40 protein-coding genes, 1 rRNA gene and 1 pseudogene are annotated in these 24,805 nt (G+C 45.4%); 7 read left to right on the plus strand and 35 right to left on the minus strand.

The window, feature by feature from the left end:
* From L5L97_RS22235 to L5L97_RS22255, 5 genes are all read right to left on the minus strand, one after another.
* A 16S ribosomal RNA gene (locus L5L97_RS22235) occupies positions 1–142 on the minus strand; the annotation flags it as partial.
* Positions 143–667: 525 nt separating this feature from the next.
* Entirely contained in the window at positions 668–1,255 is a 588-nt protein-coding gene (locus L5L97_RS22240) for a TlpA family protein disulfide reductase (RefSeq protein WP_113941593.1), read from the minus strand.
* A complete protein-coding gene (gene nrfF / locus L5L97_RS22245) occupies positions 1,252–1,731 on the minus strand; it encodes a heme lyase NrfEFG subunit NrfF (RefSeq protein ID WP_105251045.1) in 480 nt (159 codons plus the stop codon). Before nrfF ends, L5L97_RS22240 begins: the two co-directional genes overlap by 4 nt.
* Positions 1,728–2,282, minus strand: coding sequence for a DsbE family thiol:disulfide interchange protein (locus L5L97_RS22250; RefSeq protein ID WP_105251044.1), 555 nt, complete (start codon positions 2,280–2,282; stop codon positions 1,728–1,730). The genes nrfF and L5L97_RS22250 overlap by 4 nt, the downstream gene beginning before the upstream one ends.
* An 11-nt stretch (positions 2,283–2,293) precedes the next feature.
* Complete coding sequence (locus L5L97_RS22255; protein WP_263183976.1) at positions 2,294–4,273, minus strand: heme lyase CcmF/NrfE family subunit; 1,980 nt, start codon at positions 4,271–4,273, stop codon at positions 2,294–2,296.
* Positions 4,274–4,673: 400 nt separating this feature from the next.
* Here L5L97_RS22255 and ccmI point away from each other — a divergent pair, with 400 nt between their 5' ends.
* Positions 4,674–5,924, plus strand: a complete 1,251-nt coding sequence (gene ccmI, locus L5L97_RS22260; protein WP_173248542.1) for a c-type cytochrome biogenesis protein CcmI — start codon at positions 4,674–4,676, stop codon at positions 5,922–5,924.
* Positions 5,925–5,985: 61 nt separating this feature from the next.
* Here ccmI and L5L97_RS22265 read toward each other — a convergent pair whose 3' ends face one another.
* Complete coding sequence (locus tag L5L97_RS22265) at positions 5,986–6,285, minus strand: c-type cytochrome (RefSeq protein ID WP_105251041.1); 300 nt, start codon at positions 6,283–6,285, stop codon at positions 5,986–5,988.
* Positions 6,286–6,603: 318 nt separating this feature from the next.
* Here L5L97_RS22265 and ccmA point away from each other — a divergent pair, with 318 nt between their 5' ends.
* The 6 genes from ccmA to L5L97_RS22295 all read left to right on the plus strand — a co-directional run bounded on the left by ccmA (position 6,604) and on the right by L5L97_RS22295 (position 10,532).
* Entirely contained in the window at positions 6,604–7,254 is a 651-nt protein-coding gene (ccmA, locus tag L5L97_RS22270; RefSeq protein ID WP_131525727.1) for a cytochrome c biogenesis heme-transporting ATPase CcmA, read from the plus strand.
* 11 nt (positions 7,255–7,265) lie between these two features.
* Positions 7,266–7,952, plus strand: coding sequence for a heme exporter protein CcmB (ccmB, locus tag L5L97_RS22275; protein ID WP_006079706.1), 687 nt, complete (start codon positions 7,266–7,268; stop codon positions 7,950–7,952).
* Between the two features lies 1 nt (position 7,953).
* A complete protein-coding gene (locus L5L97_RS22280) occupies positions 7,954–8,700 on the plus strand; it encodes a heme ABC transporter permease (protein WP_105251039.1) in 747 nt (248 codons plus the stop codon).
* Positions 8,700–8,900 carry a heme exporter protein CcmD gene (ccmD, locus tag L5L97_RS22285; RefSeq protein ID WP_105253042.1) on the plus strand — a complete coding sequence of 67 codons (201 nt, stop codon included), beginning with the start codon at positions 8,700–8,702 and terminating at the stop codon, positions 8,898–8,900. Before L5L97_RS22280 ends, ccmD begins: the two co-directional genes overlap by 1 nt.
* The gene (ccmE, locus tag L5L97_RS22290) at positions 8,897–9,385 is read left to right on the plus strand and encodes a cytochrome c maturation protein CcmE (protein WP_105251038.1); all 489 of its coding nucleotides are present in this window, start codon (positions 8,897–8,899) and stop codon (positions 9,383–9,385) included. The genes ccmD and ccmE overlap by 4 nt, the downstream gene beginning before the upstream one ends.
* Positions 9,386–9,581: 196 nt before the next feature.
* A complete protein-coding gene (locus L5L97_RS22295) occupies positions 9,582–10,532 on the plus strand; it encodes an ABC transporter substrate-binding protein (protein WP_242068452.1) in 951 nt (316 codons plus the stop codon).
* A gap of 57 nt (positions 10,533–10,589) precedes the next feature.
* Here the strand turns inward: L5L97_RS22295 and rplQ are convergent, their stop codons facing one another.
* The 29 genes and pseudogenes from rplQ to tuf all read right to left on the minus strand — a co-directional run.
* Positions 10,590–10,985: a 50S ribosomal protein L17 gene (gene rplQ / locus L5L97_RS22300; protein WP_006083573.1), complete on the minus strand. Its 396-nt coding sequence runs from the start codon at positions 10,983–10,985 to the stop codon at positions 10,590–10,592.
* Positions 10,986–11,025: 40 nt separating this feature from the next.
* On the minus strand, positions 11,026–12,015 hold the full coding sequence (locus L5L97_RS22305; protein ID WP_006083574.1) for a DNA-directed RNA polymerase subunit alpha: 990 nt from the start codon (positions 12,013–12,015) through the stop codon (positions 11,026–11,028).
* A 24-nt stretch (positions 12,016–12,039) separates the two neighbouring features.
* On the minus strand, positions 12,040–12,660 hold the full coding sequence (gene rpsD / locus L5L97_RS22310) for a 30S ribosomal protein S4 (RefSeq protein ID WP_006083575.1): 621 nt from the start codon (positions 12,658–12,660) through the stop codon (positions 12,040–12,042).
* A gap of 32 nt (positions 12,661–12,692) precedes the next feature.
* Entirely contained in the window at positions 12,693–13,085 is a 393-nt protein-coding gene (rpsK, locus tag L5L97_RS22315) for a 30S ribosomal protein S11 (protein ID WP_006083577.1), read from the minus strand.
* Positions 13,086–13,100: 15 nt separating this feature from the next.
* Positions 13,101–13,457: a 30S ribosomal protein S13 gene (rpsM, locus tag L5L97_RS22320; RefSeq protein ID WP_011787581.1), complete on the minus strand. Its 357-nt coding sequence runs from the start codon at positions 13,455–13,457 to the stop codon at positions 13,101–13,103.
* A 117-nt stretch (positions 13,458–13,574) separates the two neighbouring features.
* Positions 13,575–13,688: a 50S ribosomal protein L36 gene (rpmJ, locus tag L5L97_RS22325; protein WP_006083579.1), complete on the minus strand. Its 114-nt coding sequence runs from the start codon at positions 13,686–13,688 to the stop codon at positions 13,575–13,577.
* A gap of 21 nt (positions 13,689–13,709) precedes the next feature.
* Positions 13,710–15,050, minus strand: a complete 1,341-nt coding sequence (secY, locus tag L5L97_RS22330; protein WP_007644459.1) for a preprotein translocase subunit SecY — start codon at positions 15,048–15,050, stop codon at positions 13,710–13,712.
* A gap of 7 nt (positions 15,051–15,057) precedes the next feature.
* On the minus strand, positions 15,058–15,492 hold the full coding sequence (gene rplO, locus L5L97_RS22335) for a 50S ribosomal protein L15 (RefSeq protein ID WP_006083581.1): 435 nt from the start codon (positions 15,490–15,492) through the stop codon (positions 15,058–15,060).
* A gap of 3 nt (positions 15,493–15,495) precedes the next feature.
* On the minus strand, positions 15,496–15,678 hold the full coding sequence (rpmD, locus tag L5L97_RS22340; RefSeq protein WP_006083582.1) for a 50S ribosomal protein L30: 183 nt from the start codon (positions 15,676–15,678) through the stop codon (positions 15,496–15,498).
* A gap of 6 nt (positions 15,679–15,684) precedes the next feature.
* Entirely contained in the window at positions 15,685–16,188 is a 504-nt protein-coding gene (gene rpsE, locus L5L97_RS22345; protein WP_006083583.1) for a 30S ribosomal protein S5, read from the minus strand.
* A gap of 11 nt (positions 16,189–16,199) precedes the next feature.
* Positions 16,200–16,550 (minus strand): 50S ribosomal protein L18, encoded by a 351-nt coding sequence (gene rplR / locus L5L97_RS22350; RefSeq protein ID WP_006083584.1) that lies wholly within the window; start codon positions 16,548–16,550, stop codon positions 16,200–16,202.
* Between the two features lie 10 nt (positions 16,551–16,560).
* Complete coding sequence (rplF, locus tag L5L97_RS22355) at positions 16,561–17,094, minus strand: 50S ribosomal protein L6 (protein WP_105251036.1); 534 nt, start codon at positions 17,092–17,094, stop codon at positions 16,561–16,563.
* A gap of 10 nt (positions 17,095–17,104) precedes the next feature.
* Positions 17,105–17,497: a 30S ribosomal protein S8 gene (gene rpsH, locus L5L97_RS22360; RefSeq protein WP_006083586.1), complete on the minus strand. Its 393-nt coding sequence runs from the start codon at positions 17,495–17,497 to the stop codon at positions 17,105–17,107.
* Positions 17,498–17,521: 24 nt separating this feature from the next.
* On the minus strand, positions 17,522–17,827 hold the full coding sequence (gene rpsN, locus L5L97_RS22365) for a 30S ribosomal protein S14 (protein ID WP_006083587.1): 306 nt from the start codon (positions 17,825–17,827) through the stop codon (positions 17,522–17,524).
* A gap of 10 nt (positions 17,828–17,837) precedes the next feature.
* Positions 17,838–18,377: a 50S ribosomal protein L5 gene (rplE, locus tag L5L97_RS22370; RefSeq protein WP_006083588.1), complete on the minus strand. Its 540-nt coding sequence runs from the start codon at positions 18,375–18,377 to the stop codon at positions 17,838–17,840.
* 12 nt (positions 18,378–18,389) lie between these two features.
* Positions 18,390–18,704 carry a 50S ribosomal protein L24 gene (gene rplX, locus L5L97_RS22375; protein ID WP_006083589.1) on the minus strand — a complete coding sequence of 105 codons (315 nt, stop codon included), beginning with the start codon at positions 18,702–18,704 and terminating at the stop codon, positions 18,390–18,392.
* A gap of 11 nt (positions 18,705–18,715) precedes the next feature.
* The gene (gene rplN, locus L5L97_RS22380) at positions 18,716–19,084 is read right to left on the minus strand and encodes a 50S ribosomal protein L14 (protein ID WP_006083590.1); all 369 of its coding nucleotides are present in this window, start codon (positions 19,082–19,084) and stop codon (positions 18,716–18,718) included.
* Positions 19,085–19,264: 180 nt separating this feature from the next.
* A complete protein-coding gene (rpsQ, locus tag L5L97_RS22385; protein WP_006083591.1) occupies positions 19,265–19,513 on the minus strand; it encodes a 30S ribosomal protein S17 in 249 nt (82 codons plus the stop codon).
* Positions 19,513–19,704 (minus strand): 50S ribosomal protein L29, encoded by a 192-nt coding sequence (rpmC, locus tag L5L97_RS22390; protein WP_006083592.1) that lies wholly within the window; start codon positions 19,702–19,704, stop codon positions 19,513–19,515. The genes rpsQ and rpmC overlap by 1 nt, the downstream gene beginning before the upstream one ends.
* A complete protein-coding gene (gene rplP, locus L5L97_RS22395; protein WP_006083593.1) occupies positions 19,704–20,114 on the minus strand; it encodes a 50S ribosomal protein L16 in 411 nt (136 codons plus the stop codon). The genes rpmC and rplP overlap by 1 nt, the downstream gene beginning before the upstream one ends.
* Before the next feature lie 11 nt (positions 20,115–20,125).
* A complete protein-coding gene (rpsC, locus tag L5L97_RS22400; RefSeq protein ID WP_006083594.1) occupies positions 20,126–20,818 on the minus strand; it encodes a 30S ribosomal protein S3 in 693 nt (230 codons plus the stop codon).
* Between the two features lie 9 nt (positions 20,819–20,827).
* Positions 20,828–21,160 carry a 50S ribosomal protein L22 gene (gene rplV, locus L5L97_RS22405; protein WP_006083595.1) on the minus strand — a complete coding sequence of 111 codons (333 nt, stop codon included), beginning with the start codon at positions 21,158–21,160 and terminating at the stop codon, positions 20,828–20,830.
* Positions 21,161–21,175: 15 nt separating this feature from the next.
* Entirely contained in the window at positions 21,176–21,454 is a 279-nt protein-coding gene (gene rpsS / locus L5L97_RS22410; protein ID WP_006083596.1) for a 30S ribosomal protein S19, read from the minus strand.
* A gap of 14 nt (positions 21,455–21,468) precedes the next feature.
* Positions 21,469–22,293, minus strand: coding sequence for a 50S ribosomal protein L2 (gene rplB, locus L5L97_RS22415; RefSeq protein WP_006083597.1), 825 nt, complete (start codon positions 22,291–22,293; stop codon positions 21,469–21,471).
* A 16-nt stretch (positions 22,294–22,309) separates the two neighbouring features.
* Positions 22,310–22,612: a 50S ribosomal protein L23 gene (gene rplW, locus L5L97_RS22420; protein WP_025008843.1), complete on the minus strand. Its 303-nt coding sequence runs from the start codon at positions 22,610–22,612 to the stop codon at positions 22,310–22,312.
* Positions 22,612–23,217: a 50S ribosomal protein L4 gene (gene rplD / locus L5L97_RS22425; RefSeq protein WP_113941598.1), complete on the minus strand. Its 606-nt coding sequence runs from the start codon at positions 23,215–23,217 to the stop codon at positions 22,612–22,614. The genes rplW and rplD overlap by 1 nt, the downstream gene beginning before the upstream one ends.
* Before the next feature lie 17 nt (positions 23,218–23,234).
* Positions 23,235–23,873, minus strand: a complete 639-nt coding sequence (rplC, locus tag L5L97_RS22430; protein WP_006083600.1) for a 50S ribosomal protein L3 — start codon at positions 23,871–23,873, stop codon at positions 23,235–23,237.
* Positions 23,874–23,903: 30 nt separating this feature from the next.
* Complete coding sequence (gene rpsJ, locus L5L97_RS22435; RefSeq protein WP_006083601.1) at positions 23,904–24,215, minus strand: 30S ribosomal protein S10; 312 nt, start codon at positions 24,213–24,215, stop codon at positions 23,904–23,906.
* A 334-nt stretch (positions 24,216–24,549) separates the two neighbouring features.
* Positions 24,550–24,805, minus strand: a pseudogene (tuf, locus tag L5L97_RS22440) (elongation factor Tu); the annotation flags it as partial.

Consider the following 24,805-nt stretch of genomic DNA (forward strand, 5'->3'; position numbering starts at 1 on the left):
CGACTGGGCAGATCCCTAGGCATTACTCACCCGTCCGCCGCTCGCCACCTCAGGAGTAAACTCCCTTGTGCTGCCGCTCGACTTGCATGTGTTAGGCCTGCCGCCAGCGTTCAATCTGAGCCATGATCAAACTCTTCAATTAAAGTTTTGTTGCTTCCGTCTTACGACTTCAGCGGCTCAATGAATTCTGATTTTTTGTTCCCACTTAAAAGCAGAAACAAACTGTACATATTGCTATGAACACTCATTATTACATTGATTTAATTCTTTGATTACTCACTCGAAAGTAAAGTAATTTCGATTAACTCAACACCTGTGAGTGTCCACACAGATTTCTTGTTTTATCTTGTTAAAGAGCAACTCAATATTCGTAAGAGAACTTGAGTACCACACTGAGCGCCGAACGCTTCCAGTTGGCTAGGGCTGCGTATTCTACGCATTTCCCGTTTCGCGTCAAGGAGTATTTAACAACTTCTTTCTGCGCTTGAATTAAGTGCTTAAAAGCGACTCAATTCAACCTAACTCGTCAGCTAGCTTTCGCTGTCTGCCGTGTCAGTGGATGCGCATTATAGGCAGTGAAACTTTTTGTGCAAGGGCTTTTTAAATGAAAAAAGATCGCATGGCGATCTTTTAAACAATGGCGATTATTTTACATGCAAAGTGCCTATTAATTGGGCTTTTTGCTGCCTTTATCGATAAAACCTTGGATTAGCGAGACGGCTTTTACGTCATCCCAATCAACATAGGATCGAACAAAGGCAATTAATTGACCCTGTTGATCAAGAATAAAGGTCGCAGGAATCGTGTCGAGCGGAAAAACGTTCCCAAGACTTTGTGGTTGATCGTAGTAAGAGTTGAAATTCGCCATACCCAATGAACTTAAGAACGGCTGAACCTGCTGCTTACCTTCTGCATCAATAGAGATAGGCAGCACTACAAAATCTTCAGTCTTGAACTTAGTTGCTAACCTTTCGATTGCAGGCAACTCTCTGACACATGGCGGACACCAAGTCGCCCACATGTTAACCATAATGATCTTGCCTTTAAATTGGCTGAAGTCGATAGCTTTACCATCGACATCATTAAAGGCAACAGGTTCAATAGGAAAAGTCTTTGGCAGTACATTGATCAAATCAACCGTTGATTCCATCGGTTTAGCCGTTTGCTGCATACCAGGGTACGCATGCGCGACCCCAGCAACAAATACCGAAAGAATGGATGACAACATGAATGCCGTTATGACTTTATGCTTCATTTTGTATTGCGCTTTAGCAAGGTATCTAACTCGCGCTGATCTTCTGCGCTAATTTCGTTCGGCACATTACCGCCAATACGTTGCTTACGAATGAAGATGAATCCAATCACTAGACCCAGAAGTAATAAACCAATAGGACCTAACCAGAGAATGTAGGTCTTGGTTTCCATCTTAGGTTTATAGAGAACAAACTCACCGTAACGACTGGTCATAAACTCGATGATCTCATCATCCCCTTTTCCTTCGTCAACCATCTTGAATACCTCAAGACGCAGATCTCGAGCAACGGGTGAATTGGAGTCGATCAAATTTTGGTTTTGACACTGTGGACAACGTAGTTCATGGGCCAAAGACAAACCGCGCTTTTGATTTTCAGGTGACTTGAATTCGTAAGTATCAACTGGTGTTGCCATGACGGCGGTCGTCATGCTGAACATCAGCACTAGACCACCTATGATTTTTATCAGCGTTCTCATGCTGCGCCATCCTTCGCTGCTTCAGCTTGTAATTGTTGGATCATAGGGTAAAGGGTTTCACTCCATACGCGTTGGTCTATTGGACCTGCATAACGGAAACGGATAATACCGTTATGATCAACAATAAAACTCTCTGGTGCACCATAAACGCCAAGATCTAATCCTAAACGCCCATCTTTATCATAGATATTAACGTTGTAGGGATCGCCCTGACGTTTTAACTCTTCTAACGCAGGAACACGCTCATCACGATAGTTGATCCCGTAAATTGGCAAAAGATTTTTACGTTTTAGCATCACTAAGAAAGGATGCTCATATTTACAAGATGGACACCACGTCGCCCATACGTTAAGTAATGATACCTTACCTTTTAATTGCTCATTCGTTATTATCTCAGCCGGTGTTTCTAGGCGTTCCAGTTGGAAAGCCGGAATAGGCTTCCCTTCCAGTGCTGAATCCAATTGCTGCGGATTCAGAAATAACCCTTTATATAGAAACACCCCCATGGCGAGAAATATGACCAATGGGATAAACAGAACCAACTTCTTCATACATTCCCCAATTATTGAGCCGTTGCCAATTTTGCCTTTTCGGCCAAAGGCGCGACGGCTGCAGTGACTTTCGCACGGTAACGTTTATCCGATGCAGCGAAGAATCCACCTATCATCATGAAAATTGCCCCAAACCATAACCAACGCACGAACGGCTTATAGTTTAAACGAACCGCAAATTCAGTGCTGGTAATAGGGTCACCCATAGTTACGTACAAGTCACGGAATAGACCCCAGTCAATACCGGCTTCTGTCATATCCATAGTTCGCACATTATATTGACGACGATCGGGTTTTAGTAATGTCAGTAGCTCATCGCCCTTGTAGATCTCTATCTGTCCCTGCTGTGCAGTGTAGTTAGGACCCACTACGTTTTTGGTCTCGAGATACTTAAAAGTATAACCGGCGAGTTCTTGGCTTACACCAGGTCCCATACGAACACTTTTCTCAATCGAGTAATTTGACACCATAGTGGCACCAATCACAGAAACGGCAATACCGAGATGCGCGAAGATCATACCAAGCTGACTACGGCCCATGCGGCTGATGCTGATATCACCTTCTTTCGACTTGACCATGTTATAGGCCGCTCTTGCGGTAGCCAGAATAATCCAAGCAGCGGCAGCAATACCAAAGGTAACCCAAATATTGAATGCACCATCGACGATAAATGGCGTCACAATACCGATAACAGCAGCAATCATTGCCGGGATCAATAGCTGACGCTTAAGCTCGCCCGCTTTCGATTTTTTCCAACGAATAATTGGACCAATACCCATAAAGCCAAATAGCACTAATACGATAGGCACGAACACCGCATTAAAGTATGGAGGTCCAACAGAGATCTTACCCATGCCAAGTGCATCGATGAGCAATGGATATAATGTACCCAATAGTACCGTACCTGCGGCAACCGTCAGTAGCACGTTACACACTAAGAGCATAGTTTCTTTAGACTTAAGCTCGAAACGGGCTGGACTACTCATTTCACTGGCACGTAAAGCAAACAGTGTTAATGAACCGCCAACAGCTAAACCAAGTAACAACAGGATGAACATACCGCGGCTTGGATCGGCTGCGAATGAATGCACTGAGGTTAATACACCTGAGCGAACAATAAAGGTACCAAGCAAACTTAAAGAGAAAGCGAAAATAGACAGTAATACAGTCCAGTTACGGAAGGCACCGCGTTTCTCAGTCACAATCAAAGAGTGAACAAGCGCAGTACCCACTAACCAAGGCATAAAAGAGGCGTTCTCAACAGGATCCCAGAACCACCAACCGCCCCAGCCTAATTCATAATAAGCCCACCAAGATCCTAGTGCGATACCGCCCGTAAGGAAGGTCCAAGCGGCCAATGTCCATGGACGAGTCCAACGAGCCCATGCAGAATCGAGACGGCCGCTCATCAGCGCAGCAATCGCAAATGCAAAGCTTACAGAGAAGCCCACATAACCCAAGTACAACATAGGAGGATGGAAGATTAATCCCACGTCCTGCAGCATTGGATTTAAGTCACGACCTTCGGCTGGGATCGGGAATAAACGTTCAAATGGGCTAGATGTGAGTAGCATAAACAAACTAAAGCCAATCACAATAAGAGCCAATACTGCCAGCACACGGGCAGTAAACACTTCTTCTAAACCTTTGCTAAACAAGGCAACCGCAGCCGCCCAAGTTGATAAAGCAAACACCCAAAATAACAGTGACCCTTCATGACCGCCCCATACGGCCGAGATCTTAAAGAAGATAGGTAACTGAGAATTTGAATGATGTGCCACATAGGCGACCGAGAAATCATCGACGGCAAAACTATAAGCCAGCACGACAACAGATAAGGTAATAAAAAAGAACATTCCGTACGTTAATGGCCAAGCGTACCTAACAAGGTATTGGTCTTTTCTGGCAACACCTATTAGGGGGACGCTGATTAATAAGAAGGCAAAAGCCACCCCTATTATCAACGCAAAGTGTCCAAGTTCTGGGATCATGGGTTTTCCTCAGTCTTCAATAATATGTTGATTTAGAAAGACTCTATCTCAACGCACAACATGCTATTCACGCAAATGCACGAAATTTTGCTCATTTTAGTATTTGCTATTGTTCCTGTCTGCCTCTTTCGTACAAAACTGGGTTACTTGTCTCATTCTCAATTTTAGAGGTCGATGAAAGTCACGGAAGAGGCTCAGTTCTGCATGTGACCGACAAATGACACTTAAGTTTCATACAAAATTTACAAGAAGAATCAATTTGTGAACCAGTGCCCAACTATAAGCTTTCAGCACTGGGATTACCTTATATTACTGTTCAATGAACAATCTTTACGTATAATCTTGCTTCCAAGCCTAGCGGTTACTCCGCTTTCTGCAAACTAAAGTGAATATAGAAACAATGACGACATTTTGGATTTTTATTGCGCTTGTTATGTTAGTCGGCCTGATGCTGATTTGGATCCCGCACTTCAGACAGCAAAAATTGCTGAAAACGGAAGAAGCCGGAGTTCGTAAACAAACGAACCTTGAATTGTTCAATGAGCGCTTAGGCGTTCTTGAAAAAGAATTAAGTGAAGAGCTACTCGATCAAGCCGAATTTGATGCATTGAAGAAAGAACTGGAAATCAGTCTACTCCAAGACATCAAACAAGCGAACGACGATTCACTGGTCAACCAAATAAAGCCAAAGACGATTCTGTGGCCGTCGATCATGTCAGTTTGTTTGATTGTTATCTCAGGCTATCTCTATCAACACTTAGGCGCCTTCGAGAATATTGATAGTGCTCAACAACCTGCAAATCCACATGCGGGAATGGATACGGCTCAAATCATGATGCAACGCGTGCAGATGATGGAAGCTCAAGTTAAAGCCGAGCCAGAAAACAGCCAACTGTGGTTTAGCTTAGGTCATGCTTATGTATCGGCAAACCAATACGATAAAGCGATTGCAGCTTTCGATAAAGTAATCGAATTAGTCGGAAAGCATGCAGAATTGCTCGGTCCAAAAGCAACGGCGATGTATTACAAAGCGGGTCAACAAATGACACCGCAAATCCAAGCTCTTATCAATGAGTCTTTAGCAATGGATGCCCAAGATCCTTCAACGCTACTGCTCGTGGGTATGGATGCTTTCTTTACTGCTGACTACAAGAAAGCCATCACCTCTTGGCAAACGATTTTAGATAGCGGTCGTGCCGACGTTGATCGTGCAGCTCTTATGAATGCAATCGAAACCGCTAACTTACGCATGCAGTCGGAAACCGCTGGCATGCCAAATGATGATGCACATAAGCAAGTCAAAGCCAGTGCTAAATCTGTCAATGTCACTATATCTATCTCTGCAGAACTTGCGGCTAAAGCCAGTCCAGAAGACACCATTTTCATCTTTGCCCGTGCAACTGAAGGACCTAAAGTCCCATTAGCTGCAACCAAAGTCAGTGCTAAGTCTTTCCCGATTACAGTGACATTAGATGACAGCAGCGGTATGGGTGGTGATGTAAAGTTAAGCGATGCAGCCAATGTGGAAGTGATTGCAGTGCTGTCTAAACAAGGTAATATCAAACCGCAAACGGGTGATATTCAAGGCAAGATCAGTAAAGTCGCCGTAGGCGATACAGCGAACCTAGTACTTGATACTCAAGTGCAATAAATCGCAGTTAATTGCAGATATAAAAAAACCGGCTTTCGCCGGTTTTTTTATATCTGAAGAATTACTTAGCTGTAGACATAAATTTGATAGCAGCTTTGTAATCATCATCAGTACAATCAGTACACATACCACCTGGTGGCATAGCATTCAGACCAGTTTTCACACTCTTCACTAGAGCGTCAACACCCTTAGCTAAGCGTGGTTCCCATTCTGCAGCGTTGTGTACTTTTGGAGCACCAGCAACACCCATGCTGTGGCATACGGTACATGCCTTATTATAAATAGCCTCAGCATCTTGAGCTGAAGCGTTAACTGACATAGTCAAAGCAGCGACAGCAGTCATTGCTAACAGTTTTTTCATGTTCAATGTTCCTAATGCAAATACGTACAAAGCTCGGCGCCGCCCTTACTTAGGCAGACTCATTATAGCCGACTAAGATTACTACAAACTTCAAGAAATCTCATCTTTTTGTGATTAGAATCTCAACACAAAATGAATCAGGCGACAAGGATGACAAATTCGTTAATATATTAGCAAGTCGTAAAAAAGTTCGATAAATATTGCGGTTATTGGAACCACATCATATTGCTGACATCTAGTGCAAACCAAGAGTAAACCCCCAATAACGTTTGTGTTAGAATGACTTGTGTTTCCTTCCGGCTTGAGATAGAGGGTTCAGTGACAAATATAACTAAAGAAACCACATTAGTGTCAGCCAGCAAGCTGACCTGTATCCGCGAAGAACGCATCCTTTTTGATGAGTTAAGTTTTGATATAAATGCCGGTGACATTGTTCAGATTGAAGGCCCTAACGGCGCAGGTAAGACCAGTTTATTACGCATATTGGCGGGCCTTTCTCGCCCCTATGCCGGACAAACTTTTTACATTAATGAAGACATAAACCGTTGCCGCGATGAATACAATGAAGACCTCTTGTATTTAGGCCATTTAGCTGGCGTGAAATGCGAGCTGACTGCCGAAGAAAACCTTAATTTCAATTTAAGAATCAGTGGTTATGATGACTTTGATACGTCAGAGATTTTAGCCAAAGTCAATTTAACGGGCTTTGAAGAAGCTCTCGCGGGGCATTTATCCGCAGGCCAGCATCGCAGAACAGCGCTATCAAGATTGTGGCATAGCAACTGTAAAATTTGGATACTTGACGAACCTTTTACTGCAATCGATAAAAAAGGCGTCGAAGAACTGGAGCAGTTATTTATTCAGCATGCGGATAATGGTGGCTGTGTGATCCTCACAACTCACCAAGATATGGGCATTATCACAGATGATAGGCTTCGTAAAATTCGTCTCGATTATCGCTTCATATAAGGTCAGGCTCAATGAAAAGAGGCATCAGTTTTACCCAAGCATTTTTCACCTTGCTGCAGCGAGATCTTAAAATTGCTATTCGCCACCGCGGCGACATTTTTAACCCACTGCTATTTTTTATTATGGTCGTTACCTTGTTTCCGCTGGGGATTGGACCAGAACCGCAAATGTTAGCACGTGTGGCACCGGGGATAATTTGGGTCGCCGCATTATTAGCATCAATGTTGTCACTTGAAAGGCTTTTCAAAGCCGACTTTAGTGATGGTAGCTTAGAACAAATGCTATTAAGCCCACAGCCATTAGCCATTCTCGTATTAGCTAAAGTGTTAGCCCACTGGATTTTAACTGGTGTGCCACTGATTATTATCGCACCACTGTTAGCGGTATTACTCAATCTAGACGGCAACAGCTACGGTGCGTTAATTTCGACGCTTGCGCTAGGCACGCCAGTATTGTCGCTGTTAGGTGCTATAGGTGTGGCATTAACCGTCGGTCTAAGGAAAGGCGGCGTGTTACTCAGCTTACTTATTTTGCCCTTATATATCCCAGTACTCATTTTTGCAACGAGTGCTATAGACGCGGCAGGAATGAATTTACCCTATGATGGTCAGCTCGCTATAATAGGCGCTATGCTGGTCGGATCGTTAACCTTAGCACCTTTTGCAATTGGTGCATCTCTGCGAGTGAGTACTAACTAAAATGTGGAAATGGTTACACCCTTACGCGGATCCTGAACGCGCATATAAATTATCAGGAACGTTATTTCCATGGTTTGCGATCTTAGCTGGTCTATTGATTGCTGTTGGCACTACATGGGGACTCGTCTTCGCGCCGACGGATTACCAGCAGGGTGATAGCTACCGTATTATCTTTATCCATGTTCCTGCCGCGTCTATGTCAATGGCGGCTTATATGGGTATGGCAACAGCGGCCTTTATCGGTCTAGTTTGGCAGATAAAACTTGCCGACTGGGCTGCAGCATCTATTGCTCCCATTGGCGCAGTGATCACCTTTATCGCACTCTTTACTGGAGCGGCATGGGGTAAACCTATGTGGGGTGCTTGGTGGGTATGGGATGCACGCTTAACTTCTGAGCTGGTATTACTATTCCTATATCTAGGTGTGATCTCACTCTATGCCTCATTTGAGGATAAAGTGCTCGCAGCTCGTGCTGCAGGGATCTTAGCGATCGTCGGTGTGATCAATATTCCTATCATCAAATACTCTGTTGAATGGTGGAGCTCATTACATCAACCGTCGACAATACGCATTACCGAGAAATCGACAATGTCGACGGAAATGCTCTATCCACTGTTAATTAACATACTGGGCTTCGGTCTTATGATTGGCGCCATCACTATTGTCCGTTTTAGAGCAGAAATTTTAGCAAGAAATGGCATGCGCCCTTGGGTCCGTGAACTAGCTAAAGCGGAGGAGGTCAAATGATGCAATTCGATTCAATCAGTGATTTTTTTAATATGGGCGGCTATGCATTCTATGTATGGCTATCCTACGGAGTGACCTTCTTCTGCCTCTCTACGCTCATCATTACCAGCGCACGCCAAAAGCGTAAGGTGTTAATTGATATCGCGAAGAAGATGGATAGAGAAGAACGCCTAAAAGAAACTAGGAGTACTAAATCGTGAACCCAAGACGCAAAAAAAGACTGACATTAGCTGTAGCATTAATCGGTGGCGTTGCTGCGATTACTTCGCTTTTGCTCTATGCGCTGAACTCCAACTTGAACTTATTCTATACTCCGTCTGAAATTGTCCACGGCAAGACAGACACTGGCGTAAAACCTGAAATTGGCCAACGTATTCGTGTCGGCGGAATGGTGACGGTAGGTTCTATGGTGCGAGATCCCAAAAGCTTGCATGTCGAATTTGCAGTGCATGACTCCCTCGGCGGCGAAGTACTGGTCACTTATGACGACCTATTGCCCGATCTTTTCCGTGAAGGACAAGGCATTGTTGCTCAGGGTGTACTGGGTGCTGATGGCAAACTAGAAGCAACTGAAGTACTGGCCAAGCATGATGAAAACTACATGCCACCAGAAGTCGCTGAAGCCATGGGCCAAAAGCACGAAAAGTTAGATTATAGCCAGCAAAAGGCACCAGATACTAAGTAGGTTATTGATGGATCAGCAATAGCGTACAAACTAAGCCTCCTAGCTTAATAACTAGTGAGGCTTTTTTATTATCTGAATATGCACAATTAAAGGTGGACTATACTCTAGGCAGCGCCAATACCTAAGACTGCATATGATTCAAATAAGACAACTAAACTCTAGTTTGCAACACATTCTAAGCTTCCTAATTATCTGCTTGGTAGGCCTCTCTCAGGAAGCCAATGCTGCTAAAGTTGTTGTTATCGAAAGCTACCATCATAGCTATCAATGGGACCAGGAATACTATCAAGCGATTTATGACACGCTCAGCCCTCACCACGATGTTAGTTATTTCGAGATGGATACCAAACGCTTACCCCAAGAGCAATTTGCTGAACGGGCTGACTTAGCATGGAAATATATTCAACAACAAGCACCTCAATTGGTTATTCTCGCCGATGATAATGCGGTTAATCTCTTACACCAGCGCCTAAATGACAGCCTAATCCCAGTAGTCTATTTAGGGGTGAACATGAATCCTAGAGAATATCATCTCAATGAACACAAACGCTTCACAGGCGTCATTGAGAGACCACTACTACGACGTTCACTACTGCTCATTCAACGTTTACTACCACAGACTGTGCATAGAAAAATCTTAGTTCTATTCGACCAAGGAGTCACCTCTGACTCAGCGGCAGAATACATCAGTAAACAACACTCAAGCATGTTAGGCGATATCGAAGTTAATTTAGTGCAATTGTCACAGCTAACGGATTGGCAGCGGAATGTATTGACCGCGAAGGAACAAGGTTATAACGCTATAGTCGTGGCGCTATACCACACAGTTAGAGATGCAGATAATCGCTCAGTAGATGCAGATCAGCTCCTAAAATGGATATCTGAACATACTCCGGTACCGAATTTTGGGTTTTGGGGATTTAGTGTCTCTGCTGAAGGTAATATTGGTGGCTATGTTCTCGATGGCTATCATCATGGCAAGATTGCAGCGAATATGGCGACAAAAATACTCGGCGGCGAGAAACCCGAAAATATTTTCCCAGTAACAGATGATCTTGGAAAATACATGTTTAGCCAGAAAGGCTTAGCTAAATGGAATATCGTCCTCCCAAAAGAAATCGAGAAAACCACACTTTGGGTGAAATAGTCAAAAAGGCATAAAAAAGCCGGGCTAATGCCCGGCTTTTTAAAAGTGTAACCTTAATTACTCAGCAGCTTCAACATCAACAGCTTGAGCAGCTTCTGGGCGACCAACTAGCTCGATGTAAGCCATAGGGGCTTTATCACCAGCACGTAAACCGCACTTAAGGATACGGGTATAGCCACCAGGACGTTCCTGGTAACGTGGACCCAACTCAGTAAATAACTTACCAACGACTTCAGCGTCGCGAGTACGTGCAAACGCTAAACGACGGTTTGCAACGCTGTCACTCTTAGCAAGTGTTATCAGAGGCTCAACTACGCGACGCAGTTCTTTCGCTTTAGCCACAGTTGTCTTGATGATCTCATGACGAACTAGTGAACCGGCCATGTTGCGAAACATGGCTTGGCGATGACTGCTGTTACGGTTTAGTTGACGACCACTCTTACGATGGCGCATGACCTAATCCTTATAACCTAAATCTGTACAAACCTGAGACTTATAGGTCGTCTGCTAAACTAGCTGGAGGCCAGTTTTCCAAACGCATACCTAACGACAGTCCGCGAGAAGCTAAAACATCCTTAATTTCAGTAAGAGATTTCTTACCTAAGTTCGGGGTTTTCAGCAACTCAACTTCAGTGCGCTGTACCAGATCTCCGATGTAATGAATCGCTTCGGCTTTCAAGCAGTTAGCCGAACGTACAGTTAGCTCTAAATCGTCGACAGGACGCAGCAGAATCGGATCGAATTCCGGTTTCTCTTCTTTCAGCTCTGGCTCAGTCACGTCACGTAACTCTACAAACGCATCTAGCTGTTCAGCTAGAATAGTTGCAGAACGACGGATAGCTTCCTCAGGATCGATAGTACCGTTTGTGGTCATATCGATAACGAGTTTATCTAAGTCAGTACGCTGTTCTACACGTGCTGCTTCTACATTGTAGGCAATACGTGCAACTGGCGAGAAAGAAGCATCAACCAGCAAGCGGCCGATTGGGCGATCATCGTCTTCGGTCTGTGCACGAGCAGATGCTGGTACATAACCACGACCACGCTCAACGCGAATACGCATGCTGATATCATTGTTACCTGTCAGATGACAGATAATATGATCAGGATTCACGATAGTGACATCACCATCATGCGTGATATCTGCTGCGATGACAGGGCCTGCGCCGGACTTGCTCAACGTAAGCATAGCCTCGTCTTTACCCTCGATAGTCACTGCTAACCCTTTCAGGTTTAACAAGATCTCAAGGATATCTTCTTGAACGCCTTCCTTACTGCTGTATTCGTGCAGTACACCGTCAATCTCGACTTCGGTAACCGCGCAGCCGGGCATAGACGACAATAGGATGCGACGCAACGCGTTACCTAAAGTGTGGCCGAAACCACGCTCAAGTGGTTCCAATGTAACCTTGGCACGTGTTGAGTTAACCTGCTCGATATCAACGAGACGCGGTTTAAGAAATTCTGTAACAGAACCCTGCATTGTGTCCTCTCTTGTTTGTTAGCCTTACTTAGAGTAAAGCTCGACGATCAGCTGTTCGTTAATTTCCGCAGACAAATCGCTACGTTCTGGAACGCGCTTGAAAGCACCTTCCATTTTCGCATTGTCGACTTCAACCCATGTAGGCTTCTCGCGTTGAGCTGCCACTTCTAAAGCCGCTTTAATACGAGCTTGAGTACGTGACTTCTCGCGGATGCTCACAACATCATTCGCAGACACTTTGAATGATGGAATGTTAACAACACGACCGTTAACCATAATTGATTTATGGCTTACTAGCTGACGTGATTCTGCACGAGTTGCACCGAAGCCCATACGATAAACAACGTTATCAAGACGGGTTTCTAAAAGCTGAAGCAGGTTTTCACCTGTGTTGCCTTTAGTACGTGCAGCATCTTTGTAATAGTTACGGAATTGTTTTTCTAACACACCGTAAATACGACGAACTTTTTGTTTTTCGCGTAACTGAGTACCGTACTCTGACAAACGTGGCTTACGAGCGCCATGTTGTCCAGGTGCAGTTTCCAGTTTACACTTTGAATCGATTGCTCTCACACCGCTTTTTAAGAAAAGGTCTGTACCTTCTCGGCGGCTGAGCTTGAGCTTGGGACCCAAGTATCTTGCCATGATCTTTCTCCAACTATCCTAATGAAACGGCGTTATACACGACGCTTTTTAGGAGGACGACAACCATTATGAGGGATCGGCGTCACATCGGTAATGTTGGTAATTTTATAACCAACAGCGTTCAGCGCACGAATGGCTGACTCACGACCTGGACCTGGACCCTTCACAAACACTTCAAGGTTTTTTAAACCGTAGTCTTGAGCAGCAGCACCTGCACGCTCAGCAGCCACCTGTGCAGCAAATGGAGTAGATTTACGTGAACCACGGAAACCTGAACCACCTGAAGTAGCCCATGACAACGCATTACCTTGACGATCTGTAATGGTGACAATAGTGTTGTTGAAAGAAGCATGGATATGAGCCATGCCATCTGCAACCTGTTTACGTACGCGCTTACGCGGAGAACGTGACGGAACTTTAGCCATTGCTTTACCTTCCCGTTACTTTCTAATAGGTTTACGTGGACCTTTACGCGTACGCGCATTGGTCTTAGTACGTTGCCCACGGAGAGGCAGGCTACGGCGATGGCGGAGACCACGATAACAACCAAGATCCATAAGACGCTTGATGTTCATTGAAATCTCACGACGTAAGTCACCTTCTACTAGGTATTTGGCGACTTCTTCGCGTAGTGTGTCTATTTGAGCTTCGCTCAATTCCTTGATCTTAGCAGTTTCAGCGATTGCTGTAGCCGCGCAGATTGCTCTAGCGCGAGTACGGCCGATGCCGAAAATTGCAGTCAATGCGATGACTGTATGCTTTTGATCAGGAATGTTAATGCCAGCGATACGGGCCACTATGCACTCCTTAAAGTTAAAGGCCAACTGCGAAAAGCCCGAAAGGATACTCGACAGTCGACAGATTTGCAAACAAAATTTTGTTCAGCCCAATTCATGGGCTGAACAAATTACTTTTTAGCCTTGACGCTGTTTGTGTTTTGGTTCAACACAGATAACGCGTACAACGCCACTACGCTTGACGATCTTGCAGTTACGGCAGATCTTCTTCACGGAAGCTCGAACTTTCATTTCATCACTCCGTAAAGCTACTTAGCGACCAAAGCGATCTAAATTCGCTTTGTTAACTAGGTTAGCTTTCTTCATCACAGACTCATACTGATGAGACATCATATGCGTCTGAACCTGAGCCATGAAGTCCATGATTACGACTACCATAATTAGTAGTGAAGTACCGCCGAAATAGAACTGTACTTTCCACGCAATTAACATGAACTCCGGAATTAAGCAGATAAAGGTTATGTATAACGCGCCTGCCAATGTCAAACGGGTCATAACTTTATCAATGTAACGCGAAGTCTGTTCTCCAGGACGGATCCCAGGGATGAATGCACCACTCTTCTTCAAGTTATCTGCTGTTTCACGTGGGTTAAACACCAACGCAGTATAGAAGAAACAGAAGAAGATAATCGCTGTTGCATATAATAATGAGTAAAGCGGTTGTCCAGGTGACACAGCCAGTGAAAAATCACTTAACCATGACATGGACTCATTTTGACCGAACCACTGAGCCAGTGTTCCAGGAAACAAAATGATGCTTGACGCAAAAATTGGCGGAATAACACCTGCCATGTTTATTTTCAGCGGTAGATGGGTACTTTGCGCAGCGAACACCTTACGGCCTTGCTGACGCTTAGCATAGTTAACGACGATACGACGCTGACCACGTTCCACAAACACTACAAAATAAGTCACTGCAAACACAATTACCGCGAGCAACAACAATACTAACACATTCAAGTCACCTTGACGCGCCTGCTCAGCCGTTTGGCCGATAGCGGAAGGTAATCCAGCAACAATACCTGCGAAAATCAAAATCGAGATACCATTACCTATACCACGTTCGGTAATTTGCTCACCTAGCCACATAAGGAACATAGTTCCTGTTACTAAGCTCACAACCGCAACAAAGTAGAATCCAAATCCAATGTTGACCACAAGGCCCGGCACTAAGTTTGGTAACCCGGTTGCAATACCGACCGACTGGAATGTACCCAGCACTAAGGTACCCCATCTGGTATATTGACTGATTTTCTTACGTCCTGATTCGCCTTCCTTTTTCAATTCAGCGAGTGCAGGATGTACGACAGTCAACAGTTGCATGATAATCGATGCCGAAATGTACGGCATAATACCTAATGCAAAGATAGAGGCACGCTCAAGGGCACCACCCGAGAACATGTTAAACATGCCAAGGATGGTTCCACTTTGCTGAGCAAACAGCTCTGCTAATACAGCTGCGTCAATACCAGGAATTGGCACAAACGAACCGGCTCTAAAGACGATAATCGCACCAATCACGAACAGGAGGCGAGCTTTCAATTCTGAAAGTCCACCTTTCGCGCTTTTTAAATCAAGTCCTGGTTTTGCCATCGACGTATTATTCCTCGATCTTACCGCCGGCAGCTTCAATAGCTGCACGTGCACCTTTGGTTACCTTCAGACCTTTAACAGTCACAGGGCGCTCAATGGTACCTGAAAGAACAATTTTCGCAAACTGGATGTTGCGAGTTATTACGTTCGCATCTTTCAGAGCGTTTAAGTCGATAACATCACCGTTAACTTTTGCCAGTTCGAGTACACGAACTTCAGCTGTTACCATAGCGCGACGCGAGGTAAAACCAAATTTAGGTAAACGGATTTTCAGTGGCATTTGACCACCTTCGAATCCTGGGCGTACACCGCCACCAGAGCGAGACTTTTGGCCTTTATGACCACGACCCGCTGTTTTACCTAGACCTGAGCCCATACCACGGCCTACACGCTTTGGTGCATGCTTAGAGCCTGCAGCTGGAGATAGAGTATTTAAACGCATCTATTAATCCTCCACCTTAACCATGTAGTAGACCTTGTTGATCATACCGCGAACAGAAGGAGTATCTTCTAATTCAACAGTATGACCAATGCGACGCAAACCAAGACCCGTTAGGGTTGCACGGTGCTTCGGTAAACGACCGATACCGCTTTTAGTTTGAGTAACTTTTACAGTTTTAGTTGCCATGGTGCATTACCCCCGAATTTCGTCAACATTCAGGCCACGCTTAGCTGCGATTTGCGAAGGTGACTTCATGTGCACCAAAGCATCGACAGTCGCGCGAACGATGTTGATCGGGTTAGTAGAACCGTATGCTTTTGACAGAACGTTATGCACGCCTGCTACTTCCAATACGGCACGCATTGCGCCACCGGCAATAATACCAGTACCTTGTGATGCAGGTTGCATGTACACAAGAGAACCAGTATGACGACCTTTAACTGGGTGATGCAGAGTACCTGCATTCAACTCAACGGTCACAATGTTACGACGAGCTTTTTCCATCGCTTTTTGAATCGCGGCTGGAACTTCACGTGCTTTGCCATAGCCATAGCCAATCTTACCGTTACCGTCACCCACTACTGTCAGTGCTGTGAAGCTAAAGATACGACCGCCCTTAACTACTTTAGAAACACGATTAACTGCAATTAATTTCTCTTGCAGATCGTCTTTTTGCTGAGCTTCTAATTTAGCCATTTTATAACCCCTTAGAACTTCAGGCCAGCTTCACGAGCTGCATCTGCTAAAGCAGCTACACGACCGTGATACTTGAAACCAGAACGATCGAACGCAACTGAAGTTACGCCTTTTTCGATCGCGCGCTCAGCAACAAATTTACCTACTGCTTTCGCTGCGTCTACGTTACCGGTACTCTTCAGTAGCTCTTTAACCGCTTTTTCTACGGTTGAAGCAGCTGCCAACACCTGAGCTTCAGGATTGATCACCTGAGCATAAATGTGACGCGGTGTACGATGTACAACCAGACGGTTCACGCCCAGCTCTTGGATCTTCTTACGAGCGCGAGTAGCGCGACGTAAGCGAGATGTTTTCTTATCCATATCGCGTTACCTACTTCTTCTTAGCCTCTTTACGGCGTACTACTTCGTCGTCATAGCGAACACCTTTGCCTTTGTATGGCTCTGGTGGACGGTATCCGCGAATCTCAGCAGCGACTTGGCCAATTAACTGTTTATCAACGCCACGTAGGACGATGTCAGTTTGGCTAGGGCACTCTGCAGTAACGCCTGCGGGCAGTTTGTGTACTAACGGATGAGAGAAACCTAAAGTAAGGTCAATATCAGCACCGACGAGTTTCGCACGGTAACCAACGCCAACTAACTTTAACTTACGCTCAAAACCTTGAGATACACCAACAACCATGTTGTTTACTAATGCACGAGTTGTACCAGCCTGTGCCCAAGCGTTAACAACGCCTTCAACAGGGAGGAACTTAACTACGCCGGCTTCAATAACAACATTGACCGCATTGTTGATCACTCGAGTCAGACTACCTTTTCCGCCTTTGACGGTAAGGGTCTGTTCGTTCAAGGTCACCTCTACGCCAGCTGGAATAGATACTGGTGCTTTTGCTACACGAGACATTCCTAGCTCCTTAAGCTACGTAGCAGATAACCTCGCCACCCATGCCTGCAAGGCGGGCGGCACGATCAGTCATCAAGCCTTTAGAAGTGGACACAATTGCGACACCCAGACCGCCCATCACCTTTGGAAGTTCGTTTTTACCTTTGTAAATACGAAGACCAGGGCGACTTACACGCTGGATAGTCTCAACGACTGGTTGGCCTTGGAAATACTTTAAAGTAACTTCCAGTTCAGGCTTGGCTTCATCTGCTACGGCGTAATCAGCAATATAACCTTCATCTTTAAGTAGTTTCGCAATTGCGACTTTCAACTTAGCTGAAGGCATCTTCACTGATACGTGGTTAGCAGCTTGGCCGTTACGAATACGGGTTAACATATCCGCAATAGGATCTTGCATGCTCATATTAGCTTACTCCGTGACAAGTGCTTACCAGCTGGCCTTACGCAGGCCAGGAACTTCACCACGCATGGTTGCTTCACGTAATTTGATACGGCTTAAGCCGAATTTACGTAAGAAGCCATGAGGGCGACCAGTTTGATTACAACGATTGCGTTGACGCGCAGCGCTGGAATCACGTGGTAGAGCTTGCAGCTTAAGAACCGCATCCCAACGATCTTCGTCAGAAGAAGCTGGACTTGCAATGATAGTCTTAAGAGCCGCACGCTTTTCAGCGTACTTGGCCACGAGCTGTGCACGTTTAGCTTCACGTGCTTTCATTGATGTTTTTGCCATTACGCTACCCTTATTTCTTGAATGGGAAGTTAAAAGCGTCTAACAAAGCACGACCTTCTTCATCATTCTTCGCAGTAGTAGTGATAACAATATCCATACCACGAATCTTATCGATTTTATCGTAATCGATTTCTGGGAAGATGATCTGCTCACGCACGCCCATTGCGTAGTTACCACGGCCGTCAAACGCTTTAGCGCTTAAGCCACGGAAGTCACGAATACGTGGGATTGCGATATCGACTAAACGCTCTAAGAATTCCCACATACGCTCACCGCGTAGGGTCACTTTACAGCCAATAGGGTAGCCTTCACGGATTTTAAAACCAGCAACTGACTTACGAGCTACAGTCACAACTGGCTTTTGACCAGCGATTGCAGTCATATCACGGACAGCATGGTCCATGATTTTCTTGTCTGCAACAGCTTCGCCAACACCCATGTTCAGGGTGATTTTCTCAATCCGAGGGACTTGCATGACACTGGTATAACCGAACTTTTTAGCAAGTTCAGCGACAACAGTCTCTTGGTATTTATCATGCAGTTTCGCCATCGTTTACTCCAATTACTTAACGAGTTCACTGTTCGATTTGAAGAAACGAACTTTTTTGCCGTCTTCAAAGCGGAAACCAACGCGATCAGCTTTGCCAGTGGCAGAGTTGAAAATCGCTACATTTGATGCTTGTATCGGTGCTTCTTTCTCAACAATACCGCCAGCTACGCCCAATTGTGGGTTTGGCTTTTGGTGTTTTTTGACAAGATTGATGCCTTCAACAATCAATTTACCAGTAGGAAGGACTTGAGAAACTTTTGCACGTTTACCCTTGTCTTTACCTGCTAATACAATCACTTCGTCTTCACGACGTATTTTAGCTGCCATTTTGAAGCTCCTTACAGTACTTCTGGTGCCAGCGAGACAATTTTCATAAATTGCTCATTACGCAATTCACGTGTCACTGGTCCAAAGATACGAGTACCAATCGGCTGCAGGTTGTTGTTCAAAAGAACAGCTGCATTCCGATCGAAGCGAATGACAGAACCGTCTGGACGACGTACGCCTTTCTTAGTACGGACTACCACCGCGTTATACACATCGCCTTTCTTCGCTTTAGCGCGAGGAATCGCTTCTTTAACAGAAACTTTGATGATGTCGCCGATACCGGCATAACGACGATGAGAGCCACCCAAGACCTTAATACACTGAACTCTGCGTGCGCCGCTGTTACAAGCAACGTCAAGAGTCGATTGCATTTGGATCATTTTAAGTGCTCCGCTATCGTTACTACACAATTCCCACTATGGGACAATAAAAACACTCATTTTTGCTATTAATTTAGTCAAAAATGGCGCGCAAATATAACACCATAAAAGTGGAATGTATAGTATTAAAAAACAAACGGCCCCACATTCTGGAGCCGTTTACCTAAATACCTAATTAACTTAGGCCTTTGATACTACTTCAACCAGGGTCCAAGACTTAGTCTTAGACAAAGGACGACATTCGCGAATCGCTACTAAATCGCCTTCATTGCACTGATTCGTTTCGTCATGTGCATGGATCTTTGTCGTACGCTTAATGTATTTCCCATAAATTGGGTGTTTCACTTGGCGTTCGATAGCAACAGTAATGGACTTGTCCATTTTGTTGCTAGTTACACGACCCTGCAAAGTACGGATTTTATCAGACATTATGCACCCGCCTTAGAAGTAATAATGGTCTTAACGCGCGCAATGTTACGGCGCACCAATTTCAGTTGATTAGTCTGAGTCAACTGACCAGTGGCGTGTTGCATACGCAGGTTGAACTGCTCACGCAGCAGACCAAGTAGTTCAGCGTTCAGTTCTTCAACGCTCTTTTCTCTCAGTTCGCTCGCTTTCATTACATCACCGTCTTAGTTACGAAGGTAGTCTTAATTGGAAGCTTGGCAGCAGCCAAAGCAAACGCTTCACGAGCGATCACTTCAGAAACACCATTCATCTCATAAAGAACCTTACCAGGTTGAATCTGACATACCCAGTATTCAACGTTACCTTTACCTTTACCCATACGCACTTCAAGAGGCTTAGAGGTAATCGGCTTGTCCGGGAAAACTCGAATCCAAATTTGTCCCTGACGCTTAATGTGACGTGTCATGGCACGACGTGCAGATTCGATCTGACGTGCAGTTAAACGGCCACGACCGACTGCTTTCAGACCAAAAGTACCAAAGCTAACTTCGGTACCGTTCGCTAGACCGCGGTTGCGGCCTTTGAACATCTTGCGAAACTTCATACGTTTAGGTTGCAGCATTGCCGGCTCTCCTATTTACCACGAGGCTTGCGCTTAGGTTGCTGCTGCTTCGGCTCTTCAATCTGTGGCAGCATTCCGTCTAGAACTTCACCTTTGAAGATCCAAACTTTAACGCCAATCACACCGTATTGGGTGTGACTTTCAGATGTAGAATAGTCGATATCAGCACGCAAAGTATGTAAAGGTACACGACCTTCACGATACCACTCATCGCGCGCAATCTCAGCTCCGCCTAAACGGCCACTAACTTGTACTTTGATACCTTGAGCACCAATACGCATTGCGTTTTGAACTGCGCGCTTCATAGCACGACGGAACATTACGCGACGCTCTAATTGCTGTGCAATTGAGTCAGCAACTAACTTGGCATCTAGCTCAGGTTTACGGATCTCAGCGATGTTAATTTGAGCAGGAGTGCCAGCAAGTTTTGACACTGCAGCACGCAATACTTCAACGTCTTCACCTTTCTTACCGATCACAACACCTGGACGGGCAGTGTGAATGGTAACGCGGATGCTTTTCGCTGGACGCTCGATAACAATCTTAGATACTGAAGCAGCTTGTAATTTCTCTACAAGAAACTTACGCACTTCCCAGTCGCTGTTCAGGTTACTTGCGTAATCTGATTTATCTGCGTACCAGGTAGAGATCCAAGGCTTGGTGATACCCAGACGGATACCATTAGGATGTACTTTCTGTCCCATTGCTCTCTCCTAGCGATCTGATACAACCACAGTAATGTGGCTGGTACGCTTCATGATACGATCAGCGCGGCCTTTAGCACGTGGCATGATACGCTTCATAGTTGGGCCTTCATCTACGAAGACGGCTCCTACTTTAAGCTCATCAATATCCGCGCCTTCGTTGTGTTCGGCGTTTGCGATAGCTGAGTCAAGTACTTTTTTAACCAGTACGGCGGCTTTCTTGGGGCTGAAAGTCAAAATTTCGAGGGCCTTAGCAACAGGCAATCCACGAATTTGATCAGCAACCAGACGGGCCTTCTGCGCAGACGTACGGGCAAAACGATGTTTAGCTAAAACTTCCATCTTATTCCTCCCGTATTAACGCTTCTTCGCTTTCTTATCTGCAGCATGGCCGCGATAAGTGCGAGTTGGTGAAAATTCACCAAGTTTGTGGCCGATCATTTCGTCAGTTACGAACACAGGAACGTGCTGACGACCATTATGGACAGCGATGGTCAAACCAATCATATTTGGAATGATCATAGAGCGACGTGACCAAGTCTTAATAGGCTTTTTGTCACCGGCTTCCATCGCTTTCTCTACCTTCTTCAGCAAGTGCAGGTCAATGAAGGGACCTTTCTTGAGAGAACGTGGCATGGCGAATCCTCTTACTATTTATTACGACGACGTACGATGTACTTGTCAGTGCGCTTGTTACTACGAGTTTTATAACCCTTAGTTGGCACACCCCATGGAGTCACTGGGTGACGACCACCAGAAGTACGGCCTTCACCACCACCGTGTGGATGGTCTACTGGGTTCATTGCAACACCACGCACTGTAGGACGTATGCCTCTCCAGCGCTTAGCACCTGCTTTACCTAACTGGCGTAGCATGTGTTCGGCATTACCAACTTCACCAAATGTCGCGCGGCAATCAACTGGCACTTTACGCATTTCGCCAGAGCGAAGACGTAGAGTGGCATATGCGCCATCACGAGCAACAACTTGTACATAAGCACCTGCAGAACGAGCGATCTGAGCACCTTTACCAGGCTTCATTTCAACTGCGTGAACTACAGAACCTACTGGGATGTTGCGCAGTGGCATAGCGTTACCGGTTTTGATCTCGGCAGCAACACCAGACTGGATCTTATCGCCAGCTTGCATGCCTTTGGCAGCAAGAATATAACGACGCTCACCATCCGCATACAATACTAACGCGATGTTAGCAGTACGGTTTGGATCGTATTCCAGACGCTCAATCTTCGCAGGTATACCATCTTTATCGCGTTTGAAATCGATTAGACGATAATGCTGCTTATGACCACCACCTACGTGACGGACAGTGATACGGCCAGTATTGTTACGGCCACCACTTTTAGATTTTTTCGCCAACAAGCCAGCAAAAGGTTTACCCTTGTGCAGGTCAGTGTTCACCACTTTAACTACGTGGCGACGACCTGGAGAGGTTGGCTTACACTTAATAACTGCCATGATAATTCTCCTTTGCTTACTCAGCGCCGCCGACGAAATCGATGTCAGCACCAGCAGCTAGAGTCACATAGGCTTTTTTCCAATCGCTACGACGACCAGTACGGCCACCAGTGCGTTTAGTTTTGCCTTTGCTCACTAAAGTGCGAACTGAATCAACTTCAACTTCAAATAGCTTAGCAACAGCAGCTTTAATTTCAGCTTTAGTTGCATCGATAGCTACGCGGAAAACAACAGTGTTGTGCTTCTCAGCGTTCACAGTGCTCTTTTCAGAGATATGTGGAGCGAGAATAACTTTTAGCAAACGTTCTTCGCGGATCATCATGCTAGCATCTCCTCGATTTGCTTCACTGCGTCAGCAGTCACAAGCACAGTGTTGAAGGCGATCAGACTCACTGGGTCTAGACCCGCTACATCACGAACGTCAACCTTGTACAGGTTACGAGCTGCTAAGAATAAGTTCTCATCAACTTCTGCAGTCACAATCAGAACGTCTTCAAGGTTCATTGCTTTCAATTTAGCTTTCAGCTCTTTAGTTTTAGGAGCTTCAACACCGAAAGATTCAACAATAACCAAACGCTCTTGACGTACCAATTCAGACAGAATGCTTCTCAGCGCGCCGCGGTACATCTTTTTGTTAACTTTTTGGCTGTGATCTTGGGTTTTAGCAGCGAATGTTACGCCACCGCCACGCCAGATTGGGCCTTTAACAGAACCAGCACGAGCACGGCCAGTTCCTTTTTGGCGCCAAGGCTTTTTGCCTGAGCCAGTTACTTCCGCACGAGTCTTTTGAGCACGAGTGCCCTGACGCGCGTTTGCAGCGTATGCTACAACTACCTGATGAACCAGTGCCTCGTTAAAGTCACGGCCGAAGGTAGTTTCGGAAACTTCAAGAGCGCTTTGCGCGTCTTTCAATACCAATTCCATTACTATCTCCTCAGACCTTAAGCTTTAACGGCAGGCTTGATAATCAAGTCGCCATTGGTAGCGCCAGGAACAGCGCCACGGACTAGTAGCAGGTTACGCTCAACATCTACACGAACAACAACTAGATTTTGAGTAGTAACACGCTCGGCACCCATATGGCCTGACATTTTTTTGCCTTTGAATACGCGACCAGGCGTTTGGTTCTGACCGATAGAACCATTCGAGCGGTGCGACAAAGAGTTACCGTGAGTCATATCTTGAGTACGGAAGTTCCAACGCTTAACGCCGCCTTGGAAGCCTTTACCTTTTGATTGACCAGTAACATCAACTTTCGCTACGTCTGCGAAAATATCAACATTTAGCTCAGCACCAACTTCAATGCCCTCGCCTTCACCGTCTACCAAACGCATTTCCCACAAACCACGACCGGCTTCAACGCCGCTCTTGGCAAAGTGACCTGCTTCTGGTTTAGTGATGCGATTGGCTTTTTTGGTGCCAGTTGTAACTTGAAGTGCACGGTAGCCGTCAGTTTCTAAAGTTTTCACTTGAGTAACACGGTTGCCTGCAACTTCAATTACAGTAACTGGTATTGAAACACCATCTTCAGTGAAGATGCGAGTCATACCAACTTTACGACCAATAAGACCGATAGCCATCTCTCAAACCTCTTCTTACTAGGATCTCAATTAACCCAAGCTAATCTGTACGTCGACACCAGCCGCAAGATCTAAACGCATTAACGCGTCAACAGTCTTTTCAGTTGGCTCTACGATGTCAACCAGGCGCTTGTGTGTACGTAATTCGTACTGGTCACGAGCATCTTTATTAACGTGCGGAGAGATCAAAATGGTATAACGCTCTTTACGCGTAGGTAGTGGAATTGGACCACGTACTTGAGCGCCTGTACGCTTAGCAGTTTCAACGATTTCCGCTGTAGATTGATCAATTAAGCGATGATCAAATCCCTTTAAGCGGATACGGATTCTTTGGTTCTGCATTGACCAGAGCTCCTAAAATGGACATATAAAAAATCACCCTCTAGCTTCTTCTAAATAGAAAAGCAGAGCGAGATGATTTAACCGTTCGACTCCCAATCGGAGCCGCTATGATAATGATTAACTTAAGCGACTAATCATTTAATTCGTCAACCTAGGTCGACGAGGGGGCCATTATACCTATCTAAATCCGGATATCAAGCCCGCTGTGTAAATAGTCATCAAATAACTATTTAACTTCAGAGTGGCGAGCATTCTACACAAATTTGTGAATAAAACCAGCCCTCAAATAAAAAAGGAAGCCGAAGCTTCCTTTTCAAACTAATTTCTATCGCAATTAAGCAATGATTTTAGCTACTACACCAGCACCAACTGTACGACCACCTTCACGGATTGCGAAGCGTAAACCTTCGTCCATCGCGATTGGGCAAATCAGAGTCACTACCATTTTGATGTTGTCGCCAGGCATTACCATCTCTACGCCTTCTGGCAGTTCGATAGTACCGGTTACGTCAGTTGTACGGAAGTAGAACTGTGGACGGTAGCCTTTGAAGAATGGAGTGTGACGTCCGCCTTCTTCTTTTGACAGAACG

Source organism: Shewanella sp. SM71 (genome assembly GCF_025653905.1).
Taxonomy (GTDB): domain Bacteria; phylum Pseudomonadota; class Gammaproteobacteria; order Enterobacterales; family Shewanellaceae; genus Shewanella; species Shewanella oncorhynchi.